Origin of the sequence: Pseudomonas sp. S5F11 (genome assembly GCF_019641515.1) — a bacterium.
In the GTDB taxonomy this organism is placed as follows: domain Bacteria; phylum Pseudomonadota; class Gammaproteobacteria; order Pseudomonadales; family Pseudomonadaceae; genus Aquipseudomonas; species Aquipseudomonas rhodesiae.
Genome location: NZ_JAIFJZ010000001.1, coordinates 56,852 through 81,859, shown reverse-complemented (window position 1 = coordinate 81,859; position 25,008 = coordinate 56,852). Strand labels below are relative to the sequence as shown.

The following is a 25,008-nucleotide window of genomic DNA, read 5'->3' as shown; positions in this document are numbered from 1 at the left end:
GGAGCAGCACCCCATGAGCGATTTCAACACCCTCGAACTGATCGCCGACCGCCGTGGCTTTGCCACGCTGTGGCTCAGTCGTGAAGCCAAGAACAACGCGTTCAATGCCGAGATGATCCGCGAGCTGATCATCGCCCTCGACCAGGTGCAGGGCGATGCTTCCCTGCGGTTCCTGGTGCTGCGCGGGCGCGGTAAGCATTTCAGCGCTGGGGCCGACCTGGCCTGGATGCAGCAATCGGCCGAGCTGGATTACCACACCAATCTCGACGACGCCCGCGAACTGGCGGAACTGATGTACAACTTGGCCAAGCTGAAAATCCCCACCCTGGCGGTGGTGCAAGGTGCAGCCTACGGCGGCGCCCTGGGCTTGATCAGTTGCTGCGACATGGCCATCGGCGCCGACGATGCGCAGTTCTGCCTGTCGGAAGTGCGCATCGGCCTGGCGCCGGCGGTGATCAGCCCGTTCGTGGTGCAAGCCATCGGTGAACGCGCGGCACGGCGCTATGCCCTCACCGCCGAGCGCTTCGGCGGCCAGCGCGCGCGCGAGATCGGCCTGTTGGCGGAAAGCTACCCGGCGGACGAGCTGGAGATTCACGTCGAACACTGGATAGCCAACCTGCTGCATAACAGCCCGGCGGCGATGCGCGCCAGCAAGGATCTGCTGCGCGAAGTCGGCAACGGCGCCCTCACCCCGGCGTTGCGCCGCTACTGCGAAAACGCCATAGCCCGTATCCGCGTCAGCCCCGATGGCCAGGAAGGCTTGCGCGCCTTCCTGCAAAAACGTCCACCGAGCTGGCAAGCGCAGGAGCCGCGTTCATGAGTACTTTGACCCGCATACTGGTGGCCAACCGGGGTGAAATCGCCTGTCGCGTGATGCGCACCGCCAAGGCCATGGGGCTGACCACCGTGGCCGTGCACAGCGCCATCGACCGCGATGCGCGCCATTGCCGTGAAGCGGATATCTGCGTCGACCTGGGGGGCAGCAAGGCCAGCGACAGTTACCTGCAAATCGACAAACTGATCGCCGCCGCCCAGGCCAGCGGCGCCCAGGCGATTCATCCGGGCTACGGGTTTCTCTCGGAAAACGCCGGGTTCGCCCGCGCCATCGAAGCCGCCGGCTTGATCTTCCTCGGCCCGCCCGCCGCTGCCATCGACGCCATGGGCAGTAAATCCGCAGCCAAAACGTTGATGGAAACCGCCGGCGTGCCCCTGGTACCGGGTTACCACGGCGAGGCCCAAGACCTGGAGACTTTCCGCGACGCCTGTGCCCGCATCGGTTACCCGGTGCTGCTCAAGGCTACGGCCGGCGGCGGCGGCAAAGGCATGAAAGTGGTCGAGGATGTCAGCCAATTGGCCGACGCCCTGGCCTCTGCCCAGCGCGAGGCGTTGTCGTCATTTGGCAACGCCCAGATGCTGGTGGAGAAATACCTGCTCAAGCCCCGTCATGTGGAAATCCAGGTTTTCGCCGACCAGCACGGGCACTGCCTGTACCTGAATGAACGGGATTGCTCGATTCAGCGCCGTCATCAGAAGGTCGTGGAGGAAGCTCCGGCCCCCGGTTTGAGCGCTGAACAGCGCCGTGCCATGGGCGAGGCTGCCGTGCGGGCGGCCCAGGCGATCGGCTATGTCGGCGCCGGCACCGTGGAGTTTTTGCTCGACGCGCGCGGCGAGTTCTTCTTTATGGAGATGAATACGCGGTTGCAGGTCGAACACCCGGTCACCGAAGCGATTACCGGTCTGGACCTGGTGGCCTGGCAGATCCACGTGGCCCAGGGCCAGGCGCTGCCGATCACCCAGGCGCAGGTGCCCTTGATCGGGCATGCCATCGAAGTGCGTCTGTATGCCGAGGACCCGGCCAATGATTTTCTGCCCGCCACCGGGCACTTGGCGCTGTACCGCGAATCCGCCCCCGGCCCTGGGCGCCGCGTGGACAGTGGCGTGAGTGAGGGGGACAGCGTTTCACCCTTCTACGATCCGATGTTGGGCAAGTTGATTGCCTGGGGCGAGGACCGTGAACAGGCGCGCCTGCGCTTGCTGAGCATGCTCGACGAATTCGCCGTGGGCGGGCTGAAGACCAACCTGGGCTTCCTGCGGCGCATTATTGGGCACCCGGCATTCGCCGCAGCGGAACTGGATACCGGATTTATTCCGCGCTATCAGGAACAATTGCTGCCGCCGACCGGCGCGCTGAGTGATGATTTCTGGCAGGCCGCAGGTGCCGCGCTCATGCACAGCCTGCCCGCCGGGGACGGCCCGTGGGCAAACACCCGTGGCTTTCGCGCGGGGTTGCCCGCTGAGGTTTCGTTGCACTTGAGCTGCAACGGGCAGGACCGACTGGTGACCCTGGCGCCAGACATTACGCAGTTGCACGGCGAGCAGTTGAGCATCGAGCGCGATGGCGTGCGTCGCAGCTATCTGGCGGTCCGGCACGACGGCGGCGTGTTTGTACGCTGGGACGGTGAAATGCATGGGGTCAGCCTGTTCGACCCGATTGCCGCCGTGGAAGCCAACCAATCCCATCAGGGTGGCCTGACGGCGCCCATGAACGGCAGCATTGTGCGGGTGCTAGTGCAAGCCGGCCAGGCGGTCGAGGCCGGCACCCAACTGGTGGTGCTCGAAGCGATGAAGATGGAACACAGCATCCGTGCTCCCGAAGCCGGGGTGGTCAAGGCACTGTTCTGTCAGGAAGGCGAAATGGTCGCCGAAGGCTGCACGCTGGTGGAGCTGGAAACGGCGGACTAGAACCTCGCCATGGCCTGCACCACCACACCGAGGATGCGACACGCCTCGGTGAACAGCTGTTTAGGGTACGTGGGGTTGAGCGGCACCAGGTAGAGTTGGCCGCTCTCCTCCCGTAACTGGCGGAAGGTCGCGTGAGGGTTGTCGGCCCATTGCGCGACCACCAGTTTACCGGGGCCGGCACTGATGGCCGGGTCTACCAGGATCATCATGCCTGCGCCGATGCTCAAGCCACTGGGCGCGGTCATGGCATCGCCCGTGACCGGCAACCAGAAGGCGTCGCCCCTCGCGTGATAATCCGTGGTTTCATAGCGCGCGCCAGCATAGGCCGGGCGCTCCTCGCGGGCTTCGCCCAGGCCTCTCCATTCGTTGACGGGGTAGCGGAAAAACGCCGTGTGCCGTGGCGTCGGCACTGCCGGTTCGGCGCGACGCTCGCGCACTTCCTGCACCACTTCCAGATCACCCAGACCCAATGCTTCCAGCACCCGGTTCATGTCCTCCAGGCTCGGCACGCGACGCTTGTTGAGCCAATGACCGACGCCCCCCTGGGACATGCCCAAGCGCTCAGCCAGTCCACCTTGCGTGACCTTGCGGTCTTTCATGTTGGCCCTGACCAACGCGATCCATTTATCCATGGGGCCAGACAATACGTCAGGTATTTTTCAGGGCAATAAACAGTTTGTAGTAATCCATAAAACGACATAAATACGATACGTACTATTATCAGGCATAAGGTTTTCAACACCCACCCAGAGTACTGCCCCTTATGACGACGAGCCCGTACCTCCTGCCTGAACCCGCTGAAAACGATGAGCTGCAAGACTTGCGCAGCAGCGGCGCCGCCCAGCGTGCGCTGGATTTCTACTTGAAAGAAGAGATGTCGACGCCGGTGGCGAACGAGGCGTTGTTCGCCATCAAAGCAGGTATCAGTCAGGAAGAAGCCTTGATACATGCCTCGGACCTGCTGCGCAGTGCGGCGGCCACTGCGTATGAATCCGCGAGCAACCACCAGGGTAATCAGCGGGACCTGGCGTTTTCAGTGGTGTATTTGATCGATATGGCGAAGGCGATGGTCGAGCGGTCGTTGCAGGTGCGCGAAGCGCAGGCGGACAGCTGATAGGCGCAAAGGAAAAATATTTCTATCCCACGGATAAAAACATTTGACTTGCAAATGATAATGATTATTATTGGGCCCAGCTGATCGCGAGATCAGTCGATAGACCAAGAGACCTTAGGTCGGACTCTTGGAATATCTCCTCATCAGGCTAATCACGGTTTTTGACCCGGCTCTTTGGCCGGGTCTTTTTTTTGCCAGTTTTCCTGGCATGGCTTCAGGCTAATGAAGACTGTGTGTTGCGTGATGGCGCGCATGGTAGCAAAAGACCATCGCCGAATGAAAGCCACCCAAAGGCTCTGGCTCACATCTTTGGGAAATAGCGCTTGAGAATCAATCTCATAAATTCTAAGCTGCGGCGGCGTCAAGGATGATGCCCCCCTCCCTGCGCAACAATTTTGCATCCAGGCTTTACCGGACTCCTGTGTAATATAGCCGCCACAATACTCATAATCAGGCAACCAGACTATGACAGTGGCCTTGACCTCCATCAGAATCAGTACCGACTTCGACAGTGGCAATATCCAGGTGCTGGACGCCAGCGATGCCTATCAATTGCTGCTGGCGATCAAACCCGACACTCGCAGCCAACATTTCCAGTGGTTTCACTTCAAGGCCGAGGGTATGCATGTGGGCCATACCCACACCTTCCGCCTGAGCAATGCCGGGCGCTCTTCATATCCCCATGCCTGGAGCGGCTACAACGCCGTAGCCTCCTACGACCACGTCAACTGGTTCCGCGTGCCGACACGCTTCGATGGCGAAATCTTGCACATCAGCCTGGAGACTCGCGAGAAGCACGCCTGGTTCGCCTACTTCGAACCCTACAGCCGCGAACGTCATGACGGCTTGATCGAGCAGGCGCTCAAACACACCGGCACCCAATTGCTGGCCACCGGCAAGAGTGTCGAAGGCCGCGACATTCAGTTGCTGCGCCGGGGCAAAGGCGGCGAAGGACGACGCAACGTATGGATCATCGCCCAGCAACATCCGGGCGAACACATGGCCGAATGGTTTATGGAAGGGATCATCGAACGCTTGCAACAGGACGGCGATGCCGAGCTGAAAAAACTGCTGGCGGTGGCTGACCTGTACCTGGTGCCGAATATGAATCCAGACGGCGCCTTCCACGGGCACCTGCGTACCAACGCCATGGGCCAGGACCTCAACCGCGCGTGGCAGAGCGCAAGCCAGGACCTCAGCCCGGAAGTGCTGTTCGTGCAACAGCAGATGGAACAGTACGGCGTGGACCTGTTCCTGGATATCCACGGTGACGAAGAAATCCCCTATGTATTCGCCGCTGCCTGCGAAGGCAACCCAGGCTACACCCCGCGCATTGAAGCCCTGGAAAAGCACTTTCGCAGCCACCTCAGCGGCTTGACTCGTGACTTCCAGACCACCCATGGCTACACCCGCGACCTGCCGGGCGAAGCCAACATGACGTTGGCCTGCAATGCGGTCGGCCAAAAGTACGATTGCCTGTCGCTGACCTTGGAAATGCCCTTCAAGGACAACAACGACGCGCCCAACCCGAAAACCGGCTGGTCGGGCGAGCGCTCGAAACAACTGGGCAAGGATGTGCTGAGCAGCGTCGCCGATATCGTCGGCCTGTTGCGCTGACAGCAACGAACCCCGGCATCAGTCCTTGGTGCCGGTCATGCTCTGCAACACGCCATCGCGTCGGATCAGCCCATGAAACAACGCCGCCGCCAGGTGCACCAACACCGTGAGAAACAGCAGGTACGCCAGGTACCCATGGGCCTTACGCAGCAGCGCGAACAACGGTGCGTTCGCCTCCACTAGCGCCGGCAGTCGTACGGAGCTGCTGAGCATCACCGGGTCGCCCGCCGCTGAAATCATAGCCCAACCCAGCAGCGGCAACGCCAGCATCAGACCATACAACATCAGGTGCGATGCCTTTGCCGCCAGCACTTGCCACTGCGGCAGGTCCTGGGGCAGAGGCGGTTGCTGCGTGGAAAAGCGCACCACCAGCCTGACGATAACCAGCGCCAGAATCGCAATACCCAACGGTTTATGCAGTTGGATCAGCCAAGCATGCCGCTCCGAGACCGAGGCCGCCAAGCCCGCGCCGATAAACAGCATGGCGATGACCATCAGCGCCATCAGCCAGTGCAGCAGGCGCGCCAAGGGAGCGAAGAATTGTGGAGAGGCCTTCATGGTTTCGACTCCTGTGGAGCATGGTGCAAGGGGCTGACCTCGCCGGCGCGGCGCAGGTAAGAACTGGCGTATGCCGCCGAGCGGGCCGCCAGCAAGGGGTCATTGGAGGCTTGAATACCGCTGGGCAGAATCAACGGATCGAAGTTGATATCGCGGCAGTCGCCGTCGGCCTGGGGCTGGCTGCTTTGCACCACCAGGGTCCCTGCGTTCAGCACCGTATGGGGGCCGGGCCAGGGTTTGCTGGCATCGCCCAGCACGTCGCCGGGGTTGGCCAGGGTCATGTTCAACTGCCAGCGCAGCGGCCCGGCGGCCAGGCGCTGCACCAGGTCTTTCTCCAGGAAGTCCGCACCATCGACGGCGGTATCACCCACCGCGTCTTGGCTTTGGGGCACCACCGTCCAGCGCACGGCTTGACGCTTGCCCTCGGCGTTCACCAGATAAAACGCATTGATGCCGTTATAGGTTTCGGTCGCGTAACTGGCCGACGGTTTGGCGGTCTTGACCCATGTCAGGAACGGTGCGGCCTCCGGATGGGCGGCAAAAAACGCCGGCATGTTCGCTGGGTTCGGCTTGCCGGTGGCCGGGTCCGGCGCGCCCGCCTTGAGCAACTGATAGAACGCCTCGGGCGTGCCCACCGGGAACACCGGCATGCTGTTCATACCGGTGCGCCATTGCTGGCCGTTGGCCTGGCTGAACTGCACGGCAAAACTGCGGATCGGCACGCTGCTATCAGGCGCGTACGGGTTGCCGCTGGGCAAGGCGAAGCGGCCGATCAACGGGGTTTTGGTCTCGCTGAACACCTCGGCGCTGGAATAGGCGCGCGCCTCGGCAGAGCTTTGGAAGTAACCCGCCACGCACACGCCTTTGGCGTGGTTGCGCCGATAGCCAGGGTGCACGCCGTTGTTGGTCTCCAGGGCATTGACCAAGGTTTTAGGCCGCAGCCGCTGTGGGTCGAGTGTGCCATTGACGTAGGCAAACGCCGCGGCCAAACCGGCCACCACAACACCGATGGCGGCAAGACGCGCCACCAGGCTTGCGGTACTCAAGGCAGGACGGGGCGGTGATGGGTGATCCAGCATAAAAACTCCAGGGCCGAGGGCCGCAGGGGGAAAGTGCTATGAGACGAAACCCACGCAGGCTTATTCCCACTTCACTGTAGTTTTTTTCAGCATTACGACCTTACATACCGCGATTCAGAAAGCCCACGCACCTTGACCTGGTCATCCACCCGCCCCAGGTGTTCGAGCCGGCCATCTGCCGTCCAGCGTCCCAAGTCGCGGGTGCGGAACATCAGGTTGTCGCCGCCCAGGAACGGATCGGGGCGATATCGCTTTTGGGTCAACGCCGGGTTGTTCAAGTAGCCGGTCGTGACACCCGCCCCTCCGGCCTACATTTCCCCAGGTTGGCCCAGCTCACAGGCGCGCCCCTTGTTCGTCGAGCACATACACCGTGTTGTTCGGGGTTGGCCGACCGATGGTCAGCAAGGCGCTAGGCTCATGCCGGTGCAAGGTATTGACGATGGTGGTTTCGGTGGGCCCACAACCGTTGTAGAACGTGCAGTGCGCCGCCCACTGATCGGCCAGGGCCTGTGTGCGAAAATCACTTGCTGCGCCGCCGGCAAATGCGCCAGTTCCGGCCGGAAGTAACATGCTTTGCCTGTCGGTGAATTCATCAACACGCCCTCTTCATTGCGGACGATCCTGTACCGGTAGCCACGAGGCTGGATTAAGGCGGGCGTAGGGCATTACAGGCCTGTGGGCTATCCAGAAAGGGCGCCCCCACAAGGGCAACATTTCTTTCAGGTAGGCATGGAATAACCTACGCGGGCGAACGTCTACTCTTACAACTGGCTAGACTGACCCACCATGCATGAACTCGACGAACCGCTACGCGAACTCCTGCCCCGGCTGCGGCGCTTTGCCGTGTCCCTGACGCGCAACACCAGCAGCGCCGACGATCTGGTGCAGGCCACCTTGGAGCGTGCAATCACCCGCTGGGGCGACAAACGCCCGGAAGGCGACCTGCGCGCATGGCTGTTCTCGATCCTCTACCGGCAGTTTCTTGATGCCCAGCGCCGTACCCGCCGTTATGCGCGCATGCTCGACTTCTTTACAGGACGCGAAGACGTGCAGCCCTCGGTCGAACGCACCGTGATGGCCCAGTCGACCCTGCAAGCCTTCGATCAATTGAACACCGAGCAACGCGCGCTGCTGCTGTGGGTGTCCGTGGAAGGTTTGAGCTACAAAGAAGTCGCCGAGATTCTCGACGTACCCCTCGGCACCGTGATGTCGCGGTTGTCACGGGCGCGCCAGGCCCTGCGTCAACTCAGCGATGGCGAAATTGCCAGCCCTTCTCTGCGGATACTCAAATGATCAGCCTGCCTCCCAACGAACATGACTTACATGCCTACGTCGATCATCAGCTTTGCGAGAATGACCGGCGTGCCCTGGACACCTGGCTGGCGACCCACCCGGAGGTGGCGGCCCAAGTGCAGGCCTGGCAACAGGACGCACACGCATTGCGCGCAGCCTTGGGCGGCGCCCTGCAACAGCCCGCCAACCCGCAGTTGGACCCCGCGCTGATCCGCCAGCGCGTCCGGCACAATACGCGTCGCCACTTGGCTACGGCAGCGCTGTTGCTGGTGGCGGTGAGCCTCGGCGGCTGGGGCGGCTGGCAGGCCCGCGAGGCGACTCAACCGCCGCTGCAACCCATGGCCGATGCCATGCAGGCGTTCCGCCTGTTCGCCCAGGATGGCATCCTGCCCGCCGACTACCGTGCTCAGGACAGCGGCACCATGCAAGCCTGGCTCGACCGCTACTTCCAACAGGCCCAGCGCTTGCCGGACTTGAGCCAGTCGGGCTTCACGCCGGTCAGCGGGCGTCTGCTCACCACCGATCAAGGCGCCGCTGCCATGGTGCTGTACCAGGACGCGCAGGGGCGGCGTATCAGTTTCTACATCCGCCCGCCGGGCCCGGACAACGGCTTCCTGCCCCGTGGCAGCCGCACCGCCGATGGGCTACAAGCGCAGTACTGGTCCGGTGGCGGCTATAACTACGCGGTGGTCAGCCCGGTGGATCACCCGGTGGCGCCGCTGCAGACCTTCTAGTCGTGGGGGGTCATGCGTTTTCGAGATGGCCGATGCGCGCCTTCGCGATTGGTCAAAACGTGAAGAGCATCCTAAAGTGAGCGACCTTTGACCCACAGAGTGATCCACAGTGGCCGTGCCGACTTTGATCCGTCGCCTGCTTGGTAAACAACGCGCGCCACGCAGCGACGCCTCCATCCCCGAGTTTTTTGCGCACAAAGCCCAACAACAGGGCTACACCCTCAGCGCCGGGCAGACCCGAGCGATTGCCGCCATGGCCCGCGAGACCGGCCACCTGCTCGACGGCCAAGCCACCCGTGGCCTGTACCTGCACGGGCCGGTGGGGCGCGGTAAGAGCTGGCTGTTGGACGGTTTCTTTCAGGCGCTGCCGCTGGCCGAGAAACAGCGGGTGCATTTCCACGATTTCTTCGCGCGCCTGCACCGGGGCATGTTCCAGCACCGTGAACAGGATGACGCGCTGGGCGTGACCCTCGATGAGCTGTTGGCAGATTGCCGGGTGCTGTGCTTCGACGAGTTCCACGTCCACGATATCGGCGATGCCATGCTTATCAGCCGATTGTTCAAAGCGCTGTTCCAGCGCGGCATGCTGGTGCTGGTCACCTCAAACTACGCGCCCGAAGGACTGCTGCCCAACCCGCTGTACCACGAGCGCTTCAAGCCGGTGATCGATCTGATCGCCGCGCGCATGGACGTGCTGGAAGTCAGCTCGCCACAGGACTTTCGCAGCCTGCCCCAGGCCCATGCCACGCAGCGTTTTACCGCCGGCGTCTACCTGTGGCCAGGCACGGCCGCGCAGCGTGCGGCCCTCGGCCTGCCGGCGCCCCAAGGCCCAGCGCAGCAGTTGCAGGTGGGCAATCGGCAACTGGTGTGTCGCCACCACCAAGCGCGCACCATCGTCTTCACCTTCGCCGATCTTTGCGAGCAACTGACGGCGGTGATGGACTACCTCTTGCTATGCGAGACGTTCGATCACTGGATCATCGACGGCCTGCCCCACCTGGCGCAGTGCCCGATTGCCGTACAACAACGCTTCATCAATCTGGTGGACGTGCTCTACGACCGCGACAAACGCCTGACCCTGATCGGCACCGAGCCTCTGGCCGACTGCCTGGCGGGCGAGGCCATCGACCTGGCCCGCACCGCCAGCCGCCTGAGCCAATTGCAACAGGTCGACCCGCAACTCGTGCCCGACCCGGTATCATGAGCGCCCTTTACGCCCCCTTGCCGAGTGACCGCGCCGTTCATGACTACCCTCGCCCAACTCAAGGCCGGCCAATTGGCCGGTATCACGCGCCTGGATCTTTCCTGCGGGCTCACCGAGTTTCCTCGGGAAATCTTCGAACTGGCCGACACCTTGGAAATCCTCAACCTCAGCGGTAACGCCCTGAGCCGCTTGCCGGACGACCTGCATCGCCTGCCGCACCTGCGCGTGCTGTTCTGCTCGGACAACGCCTTCACCGAACTGCCGACCTGCCTGGGTCAGTGCGCGAAATTGAGCATGATCGGCTTCAAGGCCAACCGGATCAGCCAAGTGCCCGCCGCCGCCCTACCGCCGCAGCTGCGCTGGCTGATCCTCACCGACAACTGCATTCGCCAGTTGCCCGAGGCGTTGGGTGAACGGCCATTGCTGCAAAAGCTGATGCTGGCCGGCAATCAACTGGAGCAACTGCCACGCAGCTTGGCTCAGTGCCACAACCTGGAGCTGATCCGCATCGCCTCCAATCGCCTCACCCACCTGCCGGACTGGCTGCTGTCACTGCCAAGCCTGACCTGGCTGGCTTATGCCGGCAACCCAGTGGAAATGGCAGTGGAAGTCCAGGCAGACGACACCACGCCGGATATTCCCTGGGGCGAATTGGCATTGGCCGAAGTGCTTGGCGAAGGGGCTTCCGGCGTGATCCACAAAGCCTTGTGGAAACCCCAGGCCCTGCCAGTGGCGGTCAAGCTCTACAAAGGCACGATTACCAGCGACGGTTCACCGCTGCACGAAATGCAGGCGTGCATCGCCGCCGGGCGGCATCCCAACCTGATCAAGGTGCAAGGTCGCGTGGTCGGCCACCCCGATGACCAGGCCGCCTTGGTGATGGACCTGATCGAGCCGAGCTACCGCAACCTGGCCGCCCTGCCCAGCCTGGCGTCCTGCACGCGCGATATCTACGCGCCCGACACCCGCTTCAGCGCCGATGTCGCACTGCGTATACCCCGTGGCATGGCTTCGGTGGCGGCGCATTTACACCGTCACGGCATCACCCATGGCGACCTGTACGCTCACAATATTCTGTGGAACGCGACGGGCGATTGTTTGCTGGGGGACTTTGGCGCGGCGTCATTCCACGCCGTGGCGGACACCGTGGAAACCCGGGCATTGCAGCGCATCGAAGTGCGAGCCTTCGGGGTGTTGTTGGGGGAATTGTTGGAGCGGATCGAGGGGGAACCCGTAGATGCGGCACTGGCGGCGTTGCAGGCGCGCTGCTGTCAGCCGGACGTGCTGGCGCGGCCGGGGTTCGAAGAGATCGAGGCGTTGCTGCACGCCATCTGCAACTTTGACTAATTAAGGCAATGTCAGAGGGGCTTCAAAACAGCTCGGATAGAAAATTACTGGATCAAAATGTGGGAGGGGCGGTGCGACAGTCAGCCCCGCTTTCACTGACACACCGTAATCGGGGGCAAGTCGAATCGTCGCACCGCCCCTCCCACCTTGCTCAGCCGTCGATCAGCCCGCCAGGCCGACGAACATGTCCTGCACGTCGTCGTGGTTGTCCAAGCCTTCGAGGAAGGCTTCGACTTCAGCCATCTGCTCGTCGGTCAAACCACTCACCGGATTCTTCGAGATATAGCCCAGCTTGGCCGATAGCACGGTGAAGCCTTGCTCCGGCAGGGCTTTCTGCACGGCGTCGAGGTCGGTGGTTTCGGTGATGAACAGGGTGGTGCCCTCTTCTTCGCCGTCCTCGAAATCCTGGGCGCCGGCTTCAATGGCGGCCATTTCAGGATCGGCGTCCGGGCTGTCCGGCGAGGCCTCGATCAGGCCGACGTGGTTGAAGTCCCAGGCTACCGAACCGGAAGCGCCCAGTTGGCCTTTGCGGAATGCCACGCGGATTTCCGCCACGGTGCGGTTGATGTTATCGGTCACACACTCGACGATCAGCGGCACCTGATGGGGCGCGAACCCTTCGTAGGTCACGCGGTGGTATTGCACGGTTTCGCCGAGCAGACCGGCGCCTTTCTTGATGGCGCGGTCCAGGGTTTCCTTGGGCATCGAGGCTTTTTTGGCCTGCTCCACCACCAGACGCAGGTGGGCGTTGGTCGCGGTGTCAGCACCGTTGCGCGCGGCGATGGTGATTTCTTTCACCAGCTTGCCGAAGATTTTGCCCTTGGCATTGGCTGCCGCTTCTTTATGTTTGACTTTCCACTGTGCGCCCATGACTCGCTCTCTTCTCGTCCATCGCGCCGAAACGTCTACTGGCCGGCGCTTTGGGGGCAGAGTTTATAGCGCGAGAACGCATCGTTCCACCAAAAAACCGTCACGGCGCCAGCTCGAAAAACGCTTGGATCAGGCGCAGGGAACGGCGTCGCTCCATGCAGCCGAGACTGTGCCGGTTCAGTAACCCCGCGCCGCGGATCGGCACCGCCCGCACCCGCGGGTCCTGGCTGACCTCCATCGACGACACCACGCCGACGCCCAATTGCGCGGCGACCGCCTCGGTCACCGCCTCACGGCTATCCAGTTCCAGCAGCACCTTGGGCTGCACAGCGGCGGCTTGGCAGGCGGCATCAAAGGTGCGGCGGGTGATCGAACTGGGCTCGCGCAGCACCATGATCACCTCATCGAGTTGCTTCAGCTCGATGCCGTTGGGCAGTTCCGTCCACGGGTGGTTGGACGGGACCAAGGCGCAGATATGCGATTCGCCCAAGGGCTGTAAATGCATGCCAGGGCGGGGTTCCACCTCGGTCAGCACCGCCACATCGGCATGCTCGGCCAACAGCGCGGCCAAGGTCTCCTGAGCATTGCCCAGCCGCAGGTTGACGGTGATGCCCGGGTACCGCGCGCGCAGGCTGGCAATCATCGGCATGACCAGGTGCGGACCGTCCGCCGCCACTTCCAGGCGCCCGCTGAGTAACTGGCGATTGGCTTCGAGCAGGGCCTGGGCCTCGTCCACCAGACCGAAGATCGCCCGGGTGATCGCCGCCAGCCGCGCGCCCTCCTCGGTCAACTCGACCCGCCGCGCCGTGCGGCGCAACAGCGGAATCTGGTAGTGCTCCTCCAGGGCCTTGATATGCCCGGTTACCGCTGGCTGGCTGATAAACAGCCGCGCCGCCGCACGGGTAAAGCTGCCCTCGCGGGCCACGGCATCGAATGCACGCAGTTGAAACAGGTTCATGGTTATCGGCCTCGCTGATAGCTCGCATAACAATAAACAATTTGATTGATATCACGCCAAACCGCAACGTAAGCGCCGTAGATTCAACTCAACGCTGAAGAGAACCCACGATGCTCCTTACCGCGCCGATGCTGTTGACCCCAGGCCCCCTGACCACGTCTGCCCGCACCCGCCAGGCCATGCTGGTGGACTGGGGTTCCTGGGATGAGCGCTTCAACCAACTCACCGCCAGCGTCCGCGCGCAGTTGCTGGCAATCATTCATGGCGCCGACAGCCACCACTGCGTGCCCTTGCAGGGCAGCGGCACCTTCGCCGTCGAGGCAGCAATCGGCACTTTGGTGCCACGGGATGGCAAGGTGCTGGTGCTGGTCAACGGCGCCTACGGCAAACGCCTGGCGAAGATCTGCGAAGTGCTCGGCCGTGCATTCAGCACCTTTGCAACCGCCGAGGACGAACCCACCACCGCCGCCGATGTGGACCGCCTGCTGCACGCCGATCCGTCGATTAGCCATGTCGCGCTGATCCATTGCGAAACCAGCACCGGCATTCTCAACCCGCTGCCGGCCATCGCCCAGGTGGTAAAAAGCCACGGCAAGCGCTTGATCGTCGACGCCATGAGTTCCTTCGGTGCGCTGCCGATCGATGCCCGCGAAGTGCCGTTCCACGCGCTGATAGCGGCCTCAGGCAAGTGCCTGGAAGGCGTGCCGGGCATGGGTTTTGTCTTTGTCGATAAACAGGCGCTGGCCACTGCTCAAGGCAACTGCCACTCCCTGGCGATGGACCTTTTCGAGCAGCACCGTTACATGGCCGAAACCGGCCAATGGCGCTTCACCCCGCCCACCCATGTGGTGGCGGCCCTGCACGAAGCGCTGCTGCAATACCACGAAGAAGGCGGTCTGCCCGCGCGCCATCAGCGCTACGCGCACAATTGTCAGACGCTGCTTGAGGGCATGGCCGAACTGGGCCTGCGCAGCTTTCTACCGGCGGCGATCCAAGCACCGATCATCGTCACCTTCCACGCCCCCCAACACCCGCGCTACCAATTCGAGGACTTCTACGAACGGGTCAAGGCCAAGGGTTTCATCCTCTACCCCGGCAAATTGACCCAGGTGGAAACCTTTCGCGTCGGCTGCATCGGCCATGTCGACGCTACCGACATGCGCGCCGCCGTAACCGCCATCGCCCAGGTATTGCGCGCCATGGACATCCCTCTTCTCTCTGCGTCTGGAGTACCCGCATGAACTATCAAAACCCCACCAAGCTACAGGCCGCGATCCTGGATTGGGCCGGCACCGTGGTCGACTTCGGCTCCTTCGCGCCCACGCAGATTTTTGTCGAGGCCTTCGCCGAGTTCGGCGTGCAGGTGTCCATCGACGAAGCCCGTGGCCCGATGGGCATGGGCAAGTGGGACCATATCCGCACCCTGTGCAATCAGCCGCAGGTGGCCGAGCGCTACCGCCAGGCATTCGGGCGCACGCCCACCGATGACGACGTGACGGCCATTTACAAGCGCTTTATGCCCCTGCAGATCGAGAAGATCGCCGAGCATTCGGCGCTGATCCCCGGCGCGCTCGACGCCATCGCCACACTGCGTGCCCAGAACATCAAGATCGGCTCCTGCTCCGGCTACCCCAAGCAGGTGATGGACAAAGTGGTCGCCCTGGCCGCGCGCAACGGCTACGTCGCCGACCATGTGGTCGCCACTGACGAAGTACCCAATGGCCGTCCATGGCCCGCCCAGGCCCTGGCGAATGTGATCGCCCTGGGCATTGACGACGTGGCAGCGTGCGTAAAAGTCGACGACACCGTACCGGGCATCCTCGAAGGCCGCCGCGCCGGCATGTGGACCGTGGCGCTGACCTGCTCTGGCAATGCGCTGGGGCTGACCTATGCGCAATTTCGCGCCCTCGACGCCGCCACGCTGGCCAGCGAACGCAGGCGAATCGAAGCGATGTTCGAAGGCTCGCGGCCCCACTACTTGATCGACACCATTACCGACCTGCCGGCGGTCATCGCCGACATCAACCAACGCCTGGCCCGCGGCGAAATACCGCAAAGCCACTGATTGAGGTCAAAACAACGGCCATCGCAGCGGGCAAATCGTTGGAAACAGGCTTACAGTAGAAATACTTCGTCACAAAAGAACGAAGGCATGCCCTGACCAATGAGGATCCCAGCGATGCCGTGGAAAAATTCCGATACGCGCTACAGCACCATGTCGATTGCGCTGCACTGGTTGATGGTGGTGCTGCTGGCGGTGGTTTACGCCTGCATTGAGCTACGCGGGCAGTTCCCCAAGGGCAGCGGCGCACGCACGTTGATCGTGGAAATGCACTTTATGTTCGGCCTTACCGTGTTCGTGCTGGTGTGGCTGCGCCTGTTCGCCCGGAGCCTGGGGGTCGCGCCAAAGATCATCCCCACCCCGCCGCCATGGCAGAGCCTGCTGGCCACACTGATGCACTGGGCGCTGTACGCCTTGATGATCGGCATGCCGATTGCCGGTTGGCTGATCGTCAGCGCCGAAGGGCATTCAGTGATGTTCTATGGTCTTGAGCTGCCACCGCTGATCGCTGAAAACAAGGCGTTGGCCAAAGAGATCGAAGGTTGGCATGTGCTGTTCGGCAAAATCGGCTACTGGCTGATCGGCCTGCATGCGCTGGCGGGAATCGTGCACCACTATGTGATTCGCGATAACACCGCGCTGCGGATGATGCCGGGTAAGCGCGCTAACCTGTGAACCCGCTACGGCCCTGCAAGCCACCGGTGTGCACAAAGATCAGACGCGTGCCGGGCGAGAACCGCCCGGCCTCGATCTGCTGCTTCAACGCCAACAGCGCCTTGCCGGTATAGAGCGGCTCCAGCGGCAGGCCAGTGGCGCGTTCGGTGGTTTGCATAAAGTCGAGCAATGCCGCGTCGACCTTGGCGAACCCACCGCGGCTGGCCTCCAGCAATTCGTAGCCACCCGCCACAATCGCCCCCACATTCTGGGCCACGCCGTGATCATCCGGCACCGCCATCGCACCGTACACCGGGTGCGCGCCCGCTTCCGCCAGGGCCAAACCTGCCAGGGTCGTCCCCGTGCCGGCGGCCAGCCACCAAGCGTCGTAAGCGTTCCAACCCAGCTTGCTCAATTGCCCACGGACCTGTTCCACCAGCACCGCGCAACCCAGCGCACCGGCAAGCCCGCCGCCGCCTTCGGGCACCGGATACAACTGCGGGTATTGCTCACGCCACGGCAGCCAGAAGTCCGCCCCGTGGCGCGCGCGATAGCCGGCGTAGCCCAGCCAATGCAGGTGCATGCCAAAGGCTTTCAGGTCGAGGACGGTGGGGGTGTCTTGAGGATGGCCGCGCAACAGGCCGACAGTGGCGAAACCAAAGCGCTCACCCGCTGCCGCCAAGGCATGCAAATGGTTGGAGTAAGCACCGCCCAGGCTGATGATGCCACGGGCACCGGCCTGTTCTGCCTGTCTCAAATGCTCGGTGAGTTTGAACCACTTGTTGCCGCTGATCAGGGGGTCTATACGGTCCAGGCGCAGCACAGCCAGCTCGATGCCGTTCAGCCAATCGAGGTGCAATGGTTCAAGGGGAGCGATGGGAAGCCAATCGAAGGGGCCCATGGGGGTGGATCTGCCTGGCAAACGGGGCGGTAGTCTAGCACCGCCCCGCTCAGGGCCTTACAGCTCGGCGGCGAGGCGCGAACCTTGGTTGATCGCGCGCTTGGCGTCCAGCTCGGCCGCCACGTCTGCGCCGCCGATCAGGTGCACGTTCTGCCCGGCGGCGACCAGGCCGTCCTGCAAGTCGCGCAGCGGGTCCTGACCGGCGCAGATGACGATGTTGTCCACCGCCAGCAACTGCGGCTCGCCCTCGGCGCCGATACGGATATGCAGGCCTTGGTCATCGATCTTCAGGTACTCGACGCTGTTAAGCATCTGCACCTGCTTGTTCTTCAAGCCGGTGCGGTGGATCCAACCAGTGGTCTTGCCCAGGCCATCGCCGACCTTGGAAGCCTTGCGTTGCAGCAGGAACACTTCTCGCGCCGGCGCATGGGGCTGGGGCTTGATACCGGCCACACCGCCACGGGCCTGCAGTTGGGTGTCGATGCCCCATTCCTTCCAGAACGCCTCACGGTCCAGGCTGGTGGACACGCCCTGATGCACCAGGAACTCCGATACGTCGAAGCCAATGCCGCCGGCGCCGATCACCGCCACGCGCTGGCCGACCGGCTGGCGTTCGAGGATCACGTCCAGGTAGCTCAGCACCTTGGGGTTGTCGATCCCTGGGATGGCCGGGGTGCGCGGCGCAATGCCGGTGGCCAGGATGATTTCGTCATAGCCGCCGGCCACCAGTTGCGCCACGTCCACGCGGGTATTGAGGCACACCTCGACATGGGTGGTCTGCAACTTGCGTTTGAAGTAGCGCAGGGTTTCGAAAAACTCTTCCTTACCCGGCACACGCTTGGCGATATTGAACTGACCGCCGATCTCGCTGGCGGCATCGAACAGGGTCACTTGGTGCCCACGCTCGGCGGCCACCGTCGCCGCCGCCAGACCGGCGGGGCCGGCACCGACCACGGCAATTTTCTTGATCTGTTTGACCGGCAGGTAGTTAAGCTCGGTTTCGTAGCACGCACGGGGGTTGACCAGGCAGGTGGTCAGCTTGCCGCCGAAGGTGTGATCCAGGCACGCCTGGTTGCAGCCGATGCAGGTGTTGATCTCATCGGCACGCCCGGCGGCCGCCTTGTTGACGAACTCGGGGTCGGCAAGGAACGGCCGCGCCATCGACACCATGTCGGCATCGCCTTCGGCGAGGATGCGCTCGGCAATCTCCGGGGTATTGATGCGGTTGGTGGTGATCAGCGGGATCTGTACCGCACCGCGCAACTTGGCGGTGACTTTGCTGAACGCGCCACGCGGCACTTTAGTGGCAATGGTCGGGATGCGTGCTTCGTGCCAGCCGATACCGGTGTTGATGATGGTCGCACCGGCCTGCTCGATGGCCTTGGCCAGTTGCACGATTTCTTCCCAGGTGCTGCCACCTTCCACCAGGTCGAGCATCGACAGGCGGAAGATAATAATGAAATTCGGCCCCACCGCTTCGCGCACACGACGCACGATTTCAACGGCCAGGCGCATGCGGTTCTCGTAGCTGCCGCCCCAACGGTCGGTGCGGTGGTTGGTGTGCGCGGCGAGGAACTGGTTAATGAAGTAGCCTTCAGAGCCCATGATTTCAACGCCGTCGTACTCGGCGACCTGAGCCAGCCGCGAGCAAGTGACGAAATCCTGGATCTGTTTTTCGATGCCTTCCTCGTCCAACTCCTTGGGCTTGAACGGGTTGATCGGCGCCTGAATCGCGCTCGGTGCCACTTGCTTGGGGCTGTAGGCATACCGCCCGGCGTGGAGGATCTGCATGCAGATCTTACCGCCTGCCGCATGCACCGCTTGGGTCACGATTTTATGCTTCTGGGCTTCTTCCTCGGTGGTCAACTTGGCCGCGCCGGCGTACACACCGCCCTCATCGTTGGGGCCAATACCGCCGGTGACCATCAAACCCACGCCACCCCGGGCGCGCTCGGCGAAATAGGCGGCCATGCGCTCGAAACCGCCGGGTTTTTCTTCCAGGCCGGTGTGCATCGACCCCATCAGGGTACGGTTGCGCAAGGTGGTAAAGCCCAGGTCCAACGGGGCCAGCAGGTGCGGGTAAGCAGCGGCGGTCATGGTACAGCTCCACGGCAGGTCATCACGGGACGTGGCCGGCTCGAATGGCCAACCATCGGTTTATGCCCCACAGACTAAGAGGCGGTTACCGACTGCTCAATGACTGAAACTGACAAGTTATTGATCCAAATGTACAGCGCCCCTTGGCAAGCCAAGGCATGGGCCCTACCCTAGACGCCGAACCCAGCACCCGGTCTGTTGTCTGTTGCCCATGCGTAAACTTCTAGCGTTCACCGTTACCCTGGCCCTGGTTGCCGCCGTCACCGCGTATCTGGTCTGGACCCAGGAGCGCCCTGTGGCGCATTACCTGTCGGACCTGCGCATCACCCTGGCCGTCAACGAAGGCGTACCAGCCGACCGAGGCAACCTGCTAGGCATCCAGCCGGAGTTGTTCCCCGCCGACTACCAGAGCCTGGAACGCCTGCACCTGAAACTCGCCGCGTATCTGCAAAACGCCCGCGACCAAGGCTTGATCAACGACAAGACCATTGTGGTGCTGCCCGAACACATCGGCACCTGGCTGATGCTCACCGGCGAAAAGAACGAGGTCTATCAAGCGCTGCACCTCAAGGAGGCGATGAACTGGCTGTCGATCAGCAACCCGGTGCAGTTCGTGCGCGCCTGGATCAGCGCCACCGGCGCCGACCGCATGGACGACGCCTATCTACGCATGAAAGCGCCCGCCATGGCTCGCGACTATCAGGTACTGTTCGGCGGGCTGGCCAAAGAGTTCGGCGTGACCCTGGTGGCCGGCTCAATCGCCCTGCCCAACCCGAGCATCAGCCAACGGCAACTGCAGATCGGCCACGGCGCCCTGTACAACGCCAGCGTGGTATTCGCTGCGGACGGCTTGCCCATCGGCGATCCCCAGCGCCAGCTCTACCCGATCTACGACGAGCGCGAATTTATCCAGCCCGGCGATGAAAACGTGGTTAGCGTGGTGGATACGCCAGCCGGTCGATTGGGCGTGTTAGTGGGCAGCGACAGCTGGTACCCGGATAACTACCGCAAGCTCAACGAAAACGGTGCCCATCTGATCGCCGTACCGGCGCTGGTCACAGGCCGTGACACCTGGGACCGGCCATGGCGCGGCTTCAAGAGCGTTTCCACGCCGCCGGAAGTCAGCCTCAAGCCCGAGGAACTCAGTGAGGGCGAGGCTTGGCGTCGACTCACGTTGATCAGCCAGCAACCCGTCAGCCAGGCCAGCGCCGGCATGAGCGTGTTTCTACGCGGGCAGTTCTGGGACCTGGGCACTGCAGGGCACAGCTTTCTCAGCAGCAACGGGCAGATCAGCGCCGATGGCGACGCCCGTGGCGCGCGCATGCTGAATATCTGGCTGTAACGCCGTGAAACCAGTGCGCCTGGGAGACTTGTCGGTGGGCTTCGTGCACACCTTGGCCGACGCGGTGCACAGCCATGGCCTGGACCCGCAACCCCTGCTGCTGCAATACGGCCTCGACCCGGCGCGGTTAGCCGAAGCCGGCGCGCGCTTATCTATACCCCGCTATATGCGTCTGGGCCACGCCGCCATACAACTCACGGGCGACCCTGCCCTGGGCCTGCGCATGGGCCAGCTCAGCCGTCTGAGCCAGGCTGGACTCGCCGGTGTCACCGCCGCGCAAGCGCCCACCGTACGCGAGGCCGCACGCACGCTGACGCGCTTTGAACCGCTGTACGGCTCCAACTACCGGGGGCAATCGAGCTTTCACGAGGACGCCCAAGGCGCTTGGCTGCGCTTCTACTCCATCAGCCCATATAACGCCTACAACCGCTTTGTGGTCGACTCGATCATCGCTGGCTGGCTGCATCAATTGTCCAGCCTGGCCCAGCAACCGGTGCAGGCCCAGCGGATCGAGATCGAATTTCAAGCCCCCGACTACAGCGAACGCTATAGCCTGCTGGGCGATAGCCCTGTGCATTTCGGTGCTGACCTGAACCAACTGCGTCTGAGCCAAGCCACCCTGGCCTTGCGCAACCCGCAACATTGCCCAAGTACCTGGCACCTGTTGCTGCAATTGTGCGAACGGGAGTTGGAGCAGTTGACGCGCACTCGCAGCCTGAGCGAGCGCATTACCCGTTTGCTCGGGCCGATGCTCAATGGCGGTCGGGAACCCGACCTGGAAGAAGTGGCGGCACGCTTGAAGCTGCCGACCTGGACCCTGCGACGCAAACTGACGGAAGAAGGCACCCAGTTTCGCGCGATTCTCAATGACACCCGCCGCGACCTGGCCATGACCTATATCCGCGATACGGAACTGGCCTTCGGCGAAATTGCCTACTTGCTCGGCTTTGCCTCAGCCCAGGCCTTTCAACGCGCGTTTAGGCGATGGAACAACCAGACCCCAGGGGAGTTTCGCCGCAGTCAGCGGCATTCCGCCTGAGGTCGGTGTTACAGCTCGGTGGCATCGTCGGCCGGATCCAAAGGGTCCAGTTCAAACGCCTGATACTCCAACAGCTCTTCTTGATAATCGTCCATGGTGTGCTCCCTGTTTTGGATGAGAAAAGCCGGCGTAGAGCGGCCTTAGCAAATGACCCGAATAGTCAGCCTAAAGTGCCGTGATGACGAAAAAAAGTCAGCGCCATGACGTTTCTGCACTTGAGGATTAAACGTAGCAGCAGGTCGGTGATTTAGCCCAGGGAGGCAGTGGAGGCACTCGCCGCTACGGGATCAGCGTCGATCCCGTAGCGTGTTGATTACTGTGCAGGCGTAGGCAGCGGGGGAATGGCTTCTGTCGGCGCAGGCAGGTCGGGATTGGTCGGCGCGGGAGCAGGCGTAGGTTCTGGCGCGGGGGCTGCTTCGGGCGCCGCCTGAGGCGCAATCGGCGCGGGTTCTGCCGGTGGAGCGAGCGGTTGCGAGGCGGCAGGCACAGCAGGCTGATCCTTGGGAGCCTCGACTTTCTCGGCGGCCGGTTCGGTTTTAGGCTCCGGCACCCCCAGTTCAGCCTTCGGCTTCTCCGGAATATGCTCGGCCTTCTTCACTTCCTGGGGCAGGAACACGTCCACCAGCGCAAAGTAGCGCTCATAGAACTTGGGCGCGGACACCGTTTCACTGGCGACCTTGACCATTGAGTCATCGGTGGAGCCGATCGGCATCGACACCGAACCCAGCACCCCCACTCCCAGGCTCGCCGAGTTGTTGACCTTCTTCAGCGCGTAGCGGTCCTGCAAGGCGTTGGCAAACATCGTTGAATGTTTCTTGCCTTTGCCGTCGTCGGCACACACCACGTTGAAACTGATCTGCAAATGGGTTTCGCCACTCTGCTGGAAGCTCTTATTGCCCACCACCAGTTTTGGGTCGCTGCTGGTGATGATGTAGCCCTGGCTCAGCAACGCACGCCGTGCGGCTTCGCACGCCGCCACATCGCTGACCGGGTAGTCCCGGGAAAAGGTGCCGGAATCGTCGAAGTTCTCATGTTCATAAATAGCGGTCTTGGGTGACGAGCAGCCCGCGGCGCCCGCCAACACCAACGCCAACCCGAGGCTGCGCAAGTGAAATGATGTCGACATTGATAATCCTGAGGAAAACGATCTGGGCGGTATTGTGCAACAGAACGAGGGACTGGCGCGCGTATTCCTGTCGGTAAAACGTCACAGGTTGACTACGCCCCCCTGAACGAACGCCCACGAAAAAGCCCCCGGACTTTTCAGGCCGGGGGCTTCTTGCTCAAGCCGGCATCAATATTTCTTGATGTCAGCCTTGGTTTCCAACTGTTTACGGTAAGCCGCGAAGTCCTGTTGACCGACACGGGAAGCGAGGAAGCGGCGGTACTGCGCCTTTTCTTCGTCCGATGGAGCGGCGGCTTCGTTGACACCGTTCAACCGCACGATCATCAGGCTACCATCGGCCAGGGTCACGGTGGTGAAGGTCGGCTTGTCCTTGGACGCAGGTTTTGGCATGCGGAACAAGGCTTGCAGCACGGCAGGATCAATCCCTTCCTGGCCACGGGTAGCCGCTTCGGTAACTTTCCACGCCTGACCGTCAATCGGCTGGTTCAACGGGGTCTTGCCATCACGCAGACTGGCAATCAGCTCGTCGGCATGGGTCTTGGCCGCCGCGCTGGCGCGCTCCTTGGTCATCTGTGCACGGATTGCCGTGGCAACGCTCTCCAGCGGCAATTGCGCTGGTTTGCGGTGCTCCTTGGCACGCAGCACGATGATGGTTTCAGGGTCCAGCTCGATGGCGCTACTGTTAGCGCCTTCATCCAGCACTTCCGGGCTGAATGCGGCGGTCACCACTGCCCTGTTAGCCGCGACCCCTTCACCGCCGTCACGGCCAAATGGCGCCGAGGTGTGCACAGTGAGCTTGAGGTCAGACGCCGGCTGAGCCAGGTCGGACGCTTCGAATGCCGCATCCTCCAACTGCTTGGTGGCTTCGACGAAACGCTGCTCGACCTGCTGAGTCTTTAGCTCGCGGGTCAGCTTGTCCTTCAAGCTGGCGAAAGTCGGCACTTCAGGTGCTTCAACCCCCAGCAGCTTGATCAAGTGCCAGCCAAAGGTGGTGCGCACCGGTACCGAGACCTGGTCTTTGTTCAAAGCGTACAGGGCGGTTTCGAAATCCGGATCGTAAACGCCAGGGCCGGCGAAACCGAGGTCGCCGCCGTTGCTGGCCGAACCAGGGTCCTGGGAGAACTCCTTGGCCAAGGCTTCGAACTTCTCACCTTTGGCCAGGCGTGCCTGGATTTCTTCGATCTTCGCTTTCGCCTGAGCGTCGGTGACCTTGTCGTTGACTTCAATCAGGATATGCGCGGCACGACGCTGTTCAGCGAGGTTGGCGATTTCCTTTTGATAAGCCGCCTGCAGCTCATCGTCCTTGACGTTGACCTGATCAAAAAAGGACGACTTCTTCAACTCGAGATAATCGATGACCACTTGGTCAGGGGTCATGAACTCTTTGGCGTGCTGATCGTAGTAGGCCTTGACCTCCTCGTCGGTCAGCTTCACCGCAGCAGGATTGGCCTTGATGTTGACGGTGGCGAAATCGCGGGTCTGTTTCTCCAGACGGGCAAAAGCCAGCACCTCGGCGTCGGTTACGAAACCACTGCCGGCGATACCTGCGCGAACCTGGCCGATAAGCATTTCTTGCGTCAGCATCTGACGGAATTGCAAACGGGTATAGCCCAGTTGACGAATCACCTGATCAAATCGTTCTGGACTGAATTTGCCATCCACCTGGAATTCCGGTGTCTGCAGGATCACCTGATCCAGCGCGGCTTCGGAGAAGCCAAACTTGGAATCGGCGGCACCTTGCAGCAGCAGCTTGCGATCGATAAGGCCCTTGAGGGCCGCCTCGCGCAGCAGTTTTTCGTCCAGCAGCGAAGCATCGAAATCTTTGCCCAGCTGTTGCATCAGCTGGCGCCGTTGCATGTCGACGGCCTGGCTCAGTTCGGTCTGGGTGATGGTTTCACCGTTGACCTTGGCCACGTCCTGCTTGGTGTTGGTCGAAGCCTGGAAAATCGCTTCGATACCGGTGAACGCCATCAATGCGACGATGATCCCGATAATGGTCTTGGCAATCCAGCCTTGTGAATTGTCCCTGATATTTTGCAGCATGCGTCCCCCAGAAACGGTTGAACTTCAAAAATTGGCAACCATGGAGCGTGGGTAGAGTCCGGATAGAAGAAAGGCGCATCCGAGGATGCGCCTTCTCGTAACTGGCGGAGCGGACGGGGGTTTGAACCCACACCCCCGGCGTGGCGACCCAATGGATACGTGGGTCAGCTGCCGCTCCGCTGCCAGGCCAGACCTGCGTCTGACCCGGGTAGGTAAGGCTTGATCGAA

At 62.2% G+C, this 25,008-nt stretch carries 22 protein-coding genes and 1 pseudogene; 13 read left to right on the top strand and 10 right to left on the bottom strand.

Going from position 1 to position 25,008, the window contains the following annotated elements; translation table 11 throughout:
* Positions 1-13 precede the first annotated feature (13 nt).
* Both K1567_RS00370 and K1567_RS00365 read left to right on the top strand, forming a co-directional pair.
* Positions 14-820 carry a gamma-carboxygeranoyl-CoA hydratase gene (locus tag K1567_RS00370; protein WP_220697995.1) on the top strand — a complete coding sequence of 269 codons (807 nt, stop codon included), beginning with the start codon at positions 14-16 and terminating at the stop codon, positions 818-820.
* On the top strand, positions 817-2,742 hold the full coding sequence (locus K1567_RS00365) for an acetyl/propionyl/methylcrotonyl-CoA carboxylase subunit alpha (protein WP_034098814.1): 1,926 nt from the start codon (positions 817-819) through the stop codon (positions 2,740-2,742). Before K1567_RS00370 ends, K1567_RS00365 begins: the two co-directional genes overlap by 4 nt.
* Here the strand turns inward: K1567_RS00365 and K1567_RS00360 are convergent.
* On the bottom strand, positions 2,739-3,374 hold the full coding sequence (locus K1567_RS00360) for a LexA family transcriptional regulator (protein ID WP_169868484.1): 636 nt from the start codon (positions 3,372-3,374) through the stop codon (positions 2,739-2,741). The two genes, K1567_RS00365 and K1567_RS00360, sit on opposite strands and share 4 nt — an antisense overlap.
* A gap of 131 nt (positions 3,375-3,505) precedes the next feature.
* Here K1567_RS00360 and K1567_RS00355 point away from each other — a divergent pair, with 131 nt between their 5' ends.
* Both K1567_RS00355 and K1567_RS00350 read left to right on the top strand, forming a co-directional pair.
* Positions 3,506-3,856 carry a DUF6124 family protein gene (locus tag K1567_RS00355; protein ID WP_034098818.1) on the top strand — a complete coding sequence of 117 codons (351 nt, stop codon included), beginning with the start codon at positions 3,506-3,508 and terminating at the stop codon, positions 3,854-3,856.
* A gap of 465 nt (positions 3,857-4,321) precedes the next feature.
* Entirely contained in the window at positions 4,322-5,473 is a 1,152-nt protein-coding gene (locus tag K1567_RS00350) for a M14-type cytosolic carboxypeptidase (protein ID WP_034138627.1), read from the top strand.
* 18 nt (positions 5,474-5,491) lie between these two features.
* On the opposite strand, the gene K1567_RS00345 is transcribed toward K1567_RS00350, so the two are convergent.
* The 3 genes and pseudogenes from K1567_RS00345 to K1567_RS00335 all read right to left on the bottom strand — a co-directional run.
* Positions 5,492-6,031: a cytochrome b gene (locus tag K1567_RS00345; RefSeq protein WP_034098823.1), complete on the bottom strand. Its 540-nt coding sequence runs from the start codon at positions 6,029-6,031 to the stop codon at positions 5,492-5,494.
* Positions 6,028-7,110, bottom strand: coding sequence for a catalase family peroxidase (locus K1567_RS00340; RefSeq protein ID WP_220697994.1), 1,083 nt, complete (start codon positions 7,108-7,110; stop codon positions 6,028-6,030). The genes K1567_RS00345 and K1567_RS00340 overlap by 4 nt, the downstream gene beginning before the upstream one ends.
* Before the next feature lie 122 nt (positions 7,111-7,232).
* Positions 7,233-7,620 (bottom strand): annotated as a pseudogene (locus K1567_RS00335) (AMP-binding protein); the annotation flags it as partial.
* 276 nt (positions 7,621-7,896) lie between these two features.
* Here K1567_RS00335 and K1567_RS00330 point away from each other — a divergent pair.
* The 4 genes from K1567_RS00330 (at position 7,897) to K1567_RS00315 (ending at position 11,688) form a co-directional block, all read left to right on the top strand.
* A complete protein-coding gene (locus K1567_RS00330) occupies positions 7,897-8,403 on the top strand; it encodes a sigma-70 family RNA polymerase sigma factor (protein WP_034114253.1) in 507 nt (168 codons plus the stop codon).
* The gene (locus K1567_RS00325; RefSeq protein ID WP_034098830.1) at positions 8,400-9,137 is read left to right on the top strand and encodes an anti-sigma factor; all 738 of its coding nucleotides are present in this window, start codon (positions 8,400-8,402) and stop codon (positions 9,135-9,137) included. Before K1567_RS00330 ends, K1567_RS00325 begins: the two co-directional genes overlap by 4 nt.
* A 109-nt stretch (positions 9,138-9,246) precedes the next feature.
* The gene (gene zapE / locus K1567_RS00320) at positions 9,247-10,341 is read left to right on the top strand and encodes a cell division protein ZapE (protein ID WP_047882690.1); all 1,095 of its coding nucleotides are present in this window, start codon (positions 9,247-9,249) and stop codon (positions 10,339-10,341) included.
* A 39-nt stretch (positions 10,342-10,380) separates the two neighbouring features.
* A complete protein-coding gene (locus K1567_RS00315; RefSeq protein ID WP_220697993.1) occupies positions 10,381-11,688 on the top strand; it encodes a protein kinase in 1,308 nt (435 codons plus the stop codon).
* A 162-nt stretch (positions 11,689-11,850) separates the two neighbouring features.
* On the opposite strand, the gene K1567_RS00310 is transcribed toward K1567_RS00315, so the two are convergent.
* Entirely contained in the window at positions 11,851-12,558 is a 708-nt protein-coding gene (locus tag K1567_RS00310; RefSeq protein WP_034098834.1) for a YebC/PmpR family DNA-binding transcriptional regulator, read from the bottom strand.
* A 100-nt stretch (positions 12,559-12,658) separates the two neighbouring features.
* Positions 12,659-13,516, bottom strand: a complete 858-nt coding sequence (locus K1567_RS00305; protein WP_047882689.1) for a LysR substrate-binding domain-containing protein — start codon at positions 13,514-13,516, stop codon at positions 12,659-12,661.
* A 110-nt stretch (positions 13,517-13,626) separates the two neighbouring features.
* On the opposite strand from K1567_RS00305, the gene K1567_RS00300 reads away from it, so the two are divergent.
* The 3 genes from K1567_RS00300 to K1567_RS00290 all read left to right on the top strand — a co-directional run bounded on the left by K1567_RS00300 (position 13,627) and on the right by K1567_RS00290 (position 16,253).
* Positions 13,627-14,757, top strand: coding sequence for a 2-aminoethylphosphonate--pyruvate transaminase (locus tag K1567_RS00300; protein WP_220697992.1), 1,131 nt, complete (start codon positions 13,627-13,629; stop codon positions 14,755-14,757).
* Positions 14,754-15,581, top strand: a complete 828-nt coding sequence (phnX, locus tag K1567_RS00295; protein ID WP_220697991.1) for a phosphonoacetaldehyde hydrolase — start codon at positions 14,754-14,756, stop codon at positions 15,579-15,581. Before K1567_RS00300 ends, phnX begins: the two co-directional genes overlap by 4 nt.
* A gap of 114 nt (positions 15,582-15,695) precedes the next feature.
* A complete protein-coding gene (locus K1567_RS00290) occupies positions 15,696-16,253 on the top strand; it encodes a cytochrome b (RefSeq protein ID WP_034098839.1) in 558 nt (185 codons plus the stop codon).
* Here the strand turns inward: K1567_RS00290 and K1567_RS00285 are convergent.
* Both K1567_RS00285 and K1567_RS00280 read right to left on the bottom strand, forming a co-directional pair.
* Positions 16,243-17,133 carry a 1-aminocyclopropane-1-carboxylate deaminase/D-cysteine desulfhydrase gene (locus K1567_RS00285; RefSeq protein WP_040268772.1) on the bottom strand — a complete coding sequence of 297 codons (891 nt, stop codon included), beginning with the start codon at positions 17,131-17,133 and terminating at the stop codon, positions 16,243-16,245. The genes K1567_RS00290 and K1567_RS00285 overlap by 11 nt on opposite strands.
* A 57-nt stretch (positions 17,134-17,190) precedes the next feature.
* The gene (locus K1567_RS00280) at positions 17,191-19,230 is read right to left on the bottom strand and encodes an NADPH-dependent 2,4-dienoyl-CoA reductase (RefSeq protein ID WP_047882686.1); all 2,040 of its coding nucleotides are present in this window, start codon (positions 19,228-19,230) and stop codon (positions 17,191-17,193) included.
* Between the two features lie 211 nt (positions 19,231-19,441).
* Here K1567_RS00280 and K1567_RS00275 point away from each other — a divergent pair, with 211 nt between their 5' ends.
* Both K1567_RS00275 and K1567_RS00270 read left to right on the top strand, forming a co-directional pair.
* A complete protein-coding gene (locus K1567_RS00275; RefSeq protein ID WP_040268774.1) occupies positions 19,442-20,572 on the top strand; it encodes a carbon-nitrogen hydrolase family protein in 1,131 nt (376 codons plus the stop codon).
* 4 nt (positions 20,573-20,576) lie between these two features.
* A complete protein-coding gene (locus tag K1567_RS00270) occupies positions 20,577-21,611 on the top strand; it encodes an AraC family transcriptional regulator (RefSeq protein WP_040268775.1) in 1,035 nt (344 codons plus the stop codon).
* Positions 21,612-21,924: 313 nt separating this feature from the next.
* Here the strand turns inward: K1567_RS00270 and K1567_RS00265 are convergent, their stop codons facing one another.
* The gene (locus K1567_RS00265; protein WP_034098847.1) at positions 21,925-22,737 is read right to left on the bottom strand and encodes a DUF2242 domain-containing protein; all 813 of its coding nucleotides are present in this window, start codon (positions 22,735-22,737) and stop codon (positions 21,925-21,927) included.
* Between the two features lie 168 nt (positions 22,738-22,905).
* Complete coding sequence (locus K1567_RS00260; RefSeq protein ID WP_034098848.1) at positions 22,906-24,780, bottom strand: SurA N-terminal domain-containing protein; 1,875 nt, start codon at positions 24,778-24,780, stop codon at positions 22,906-22,908.
* Positions 24,781-25,008: the final 228 nt, after the last annotated feature.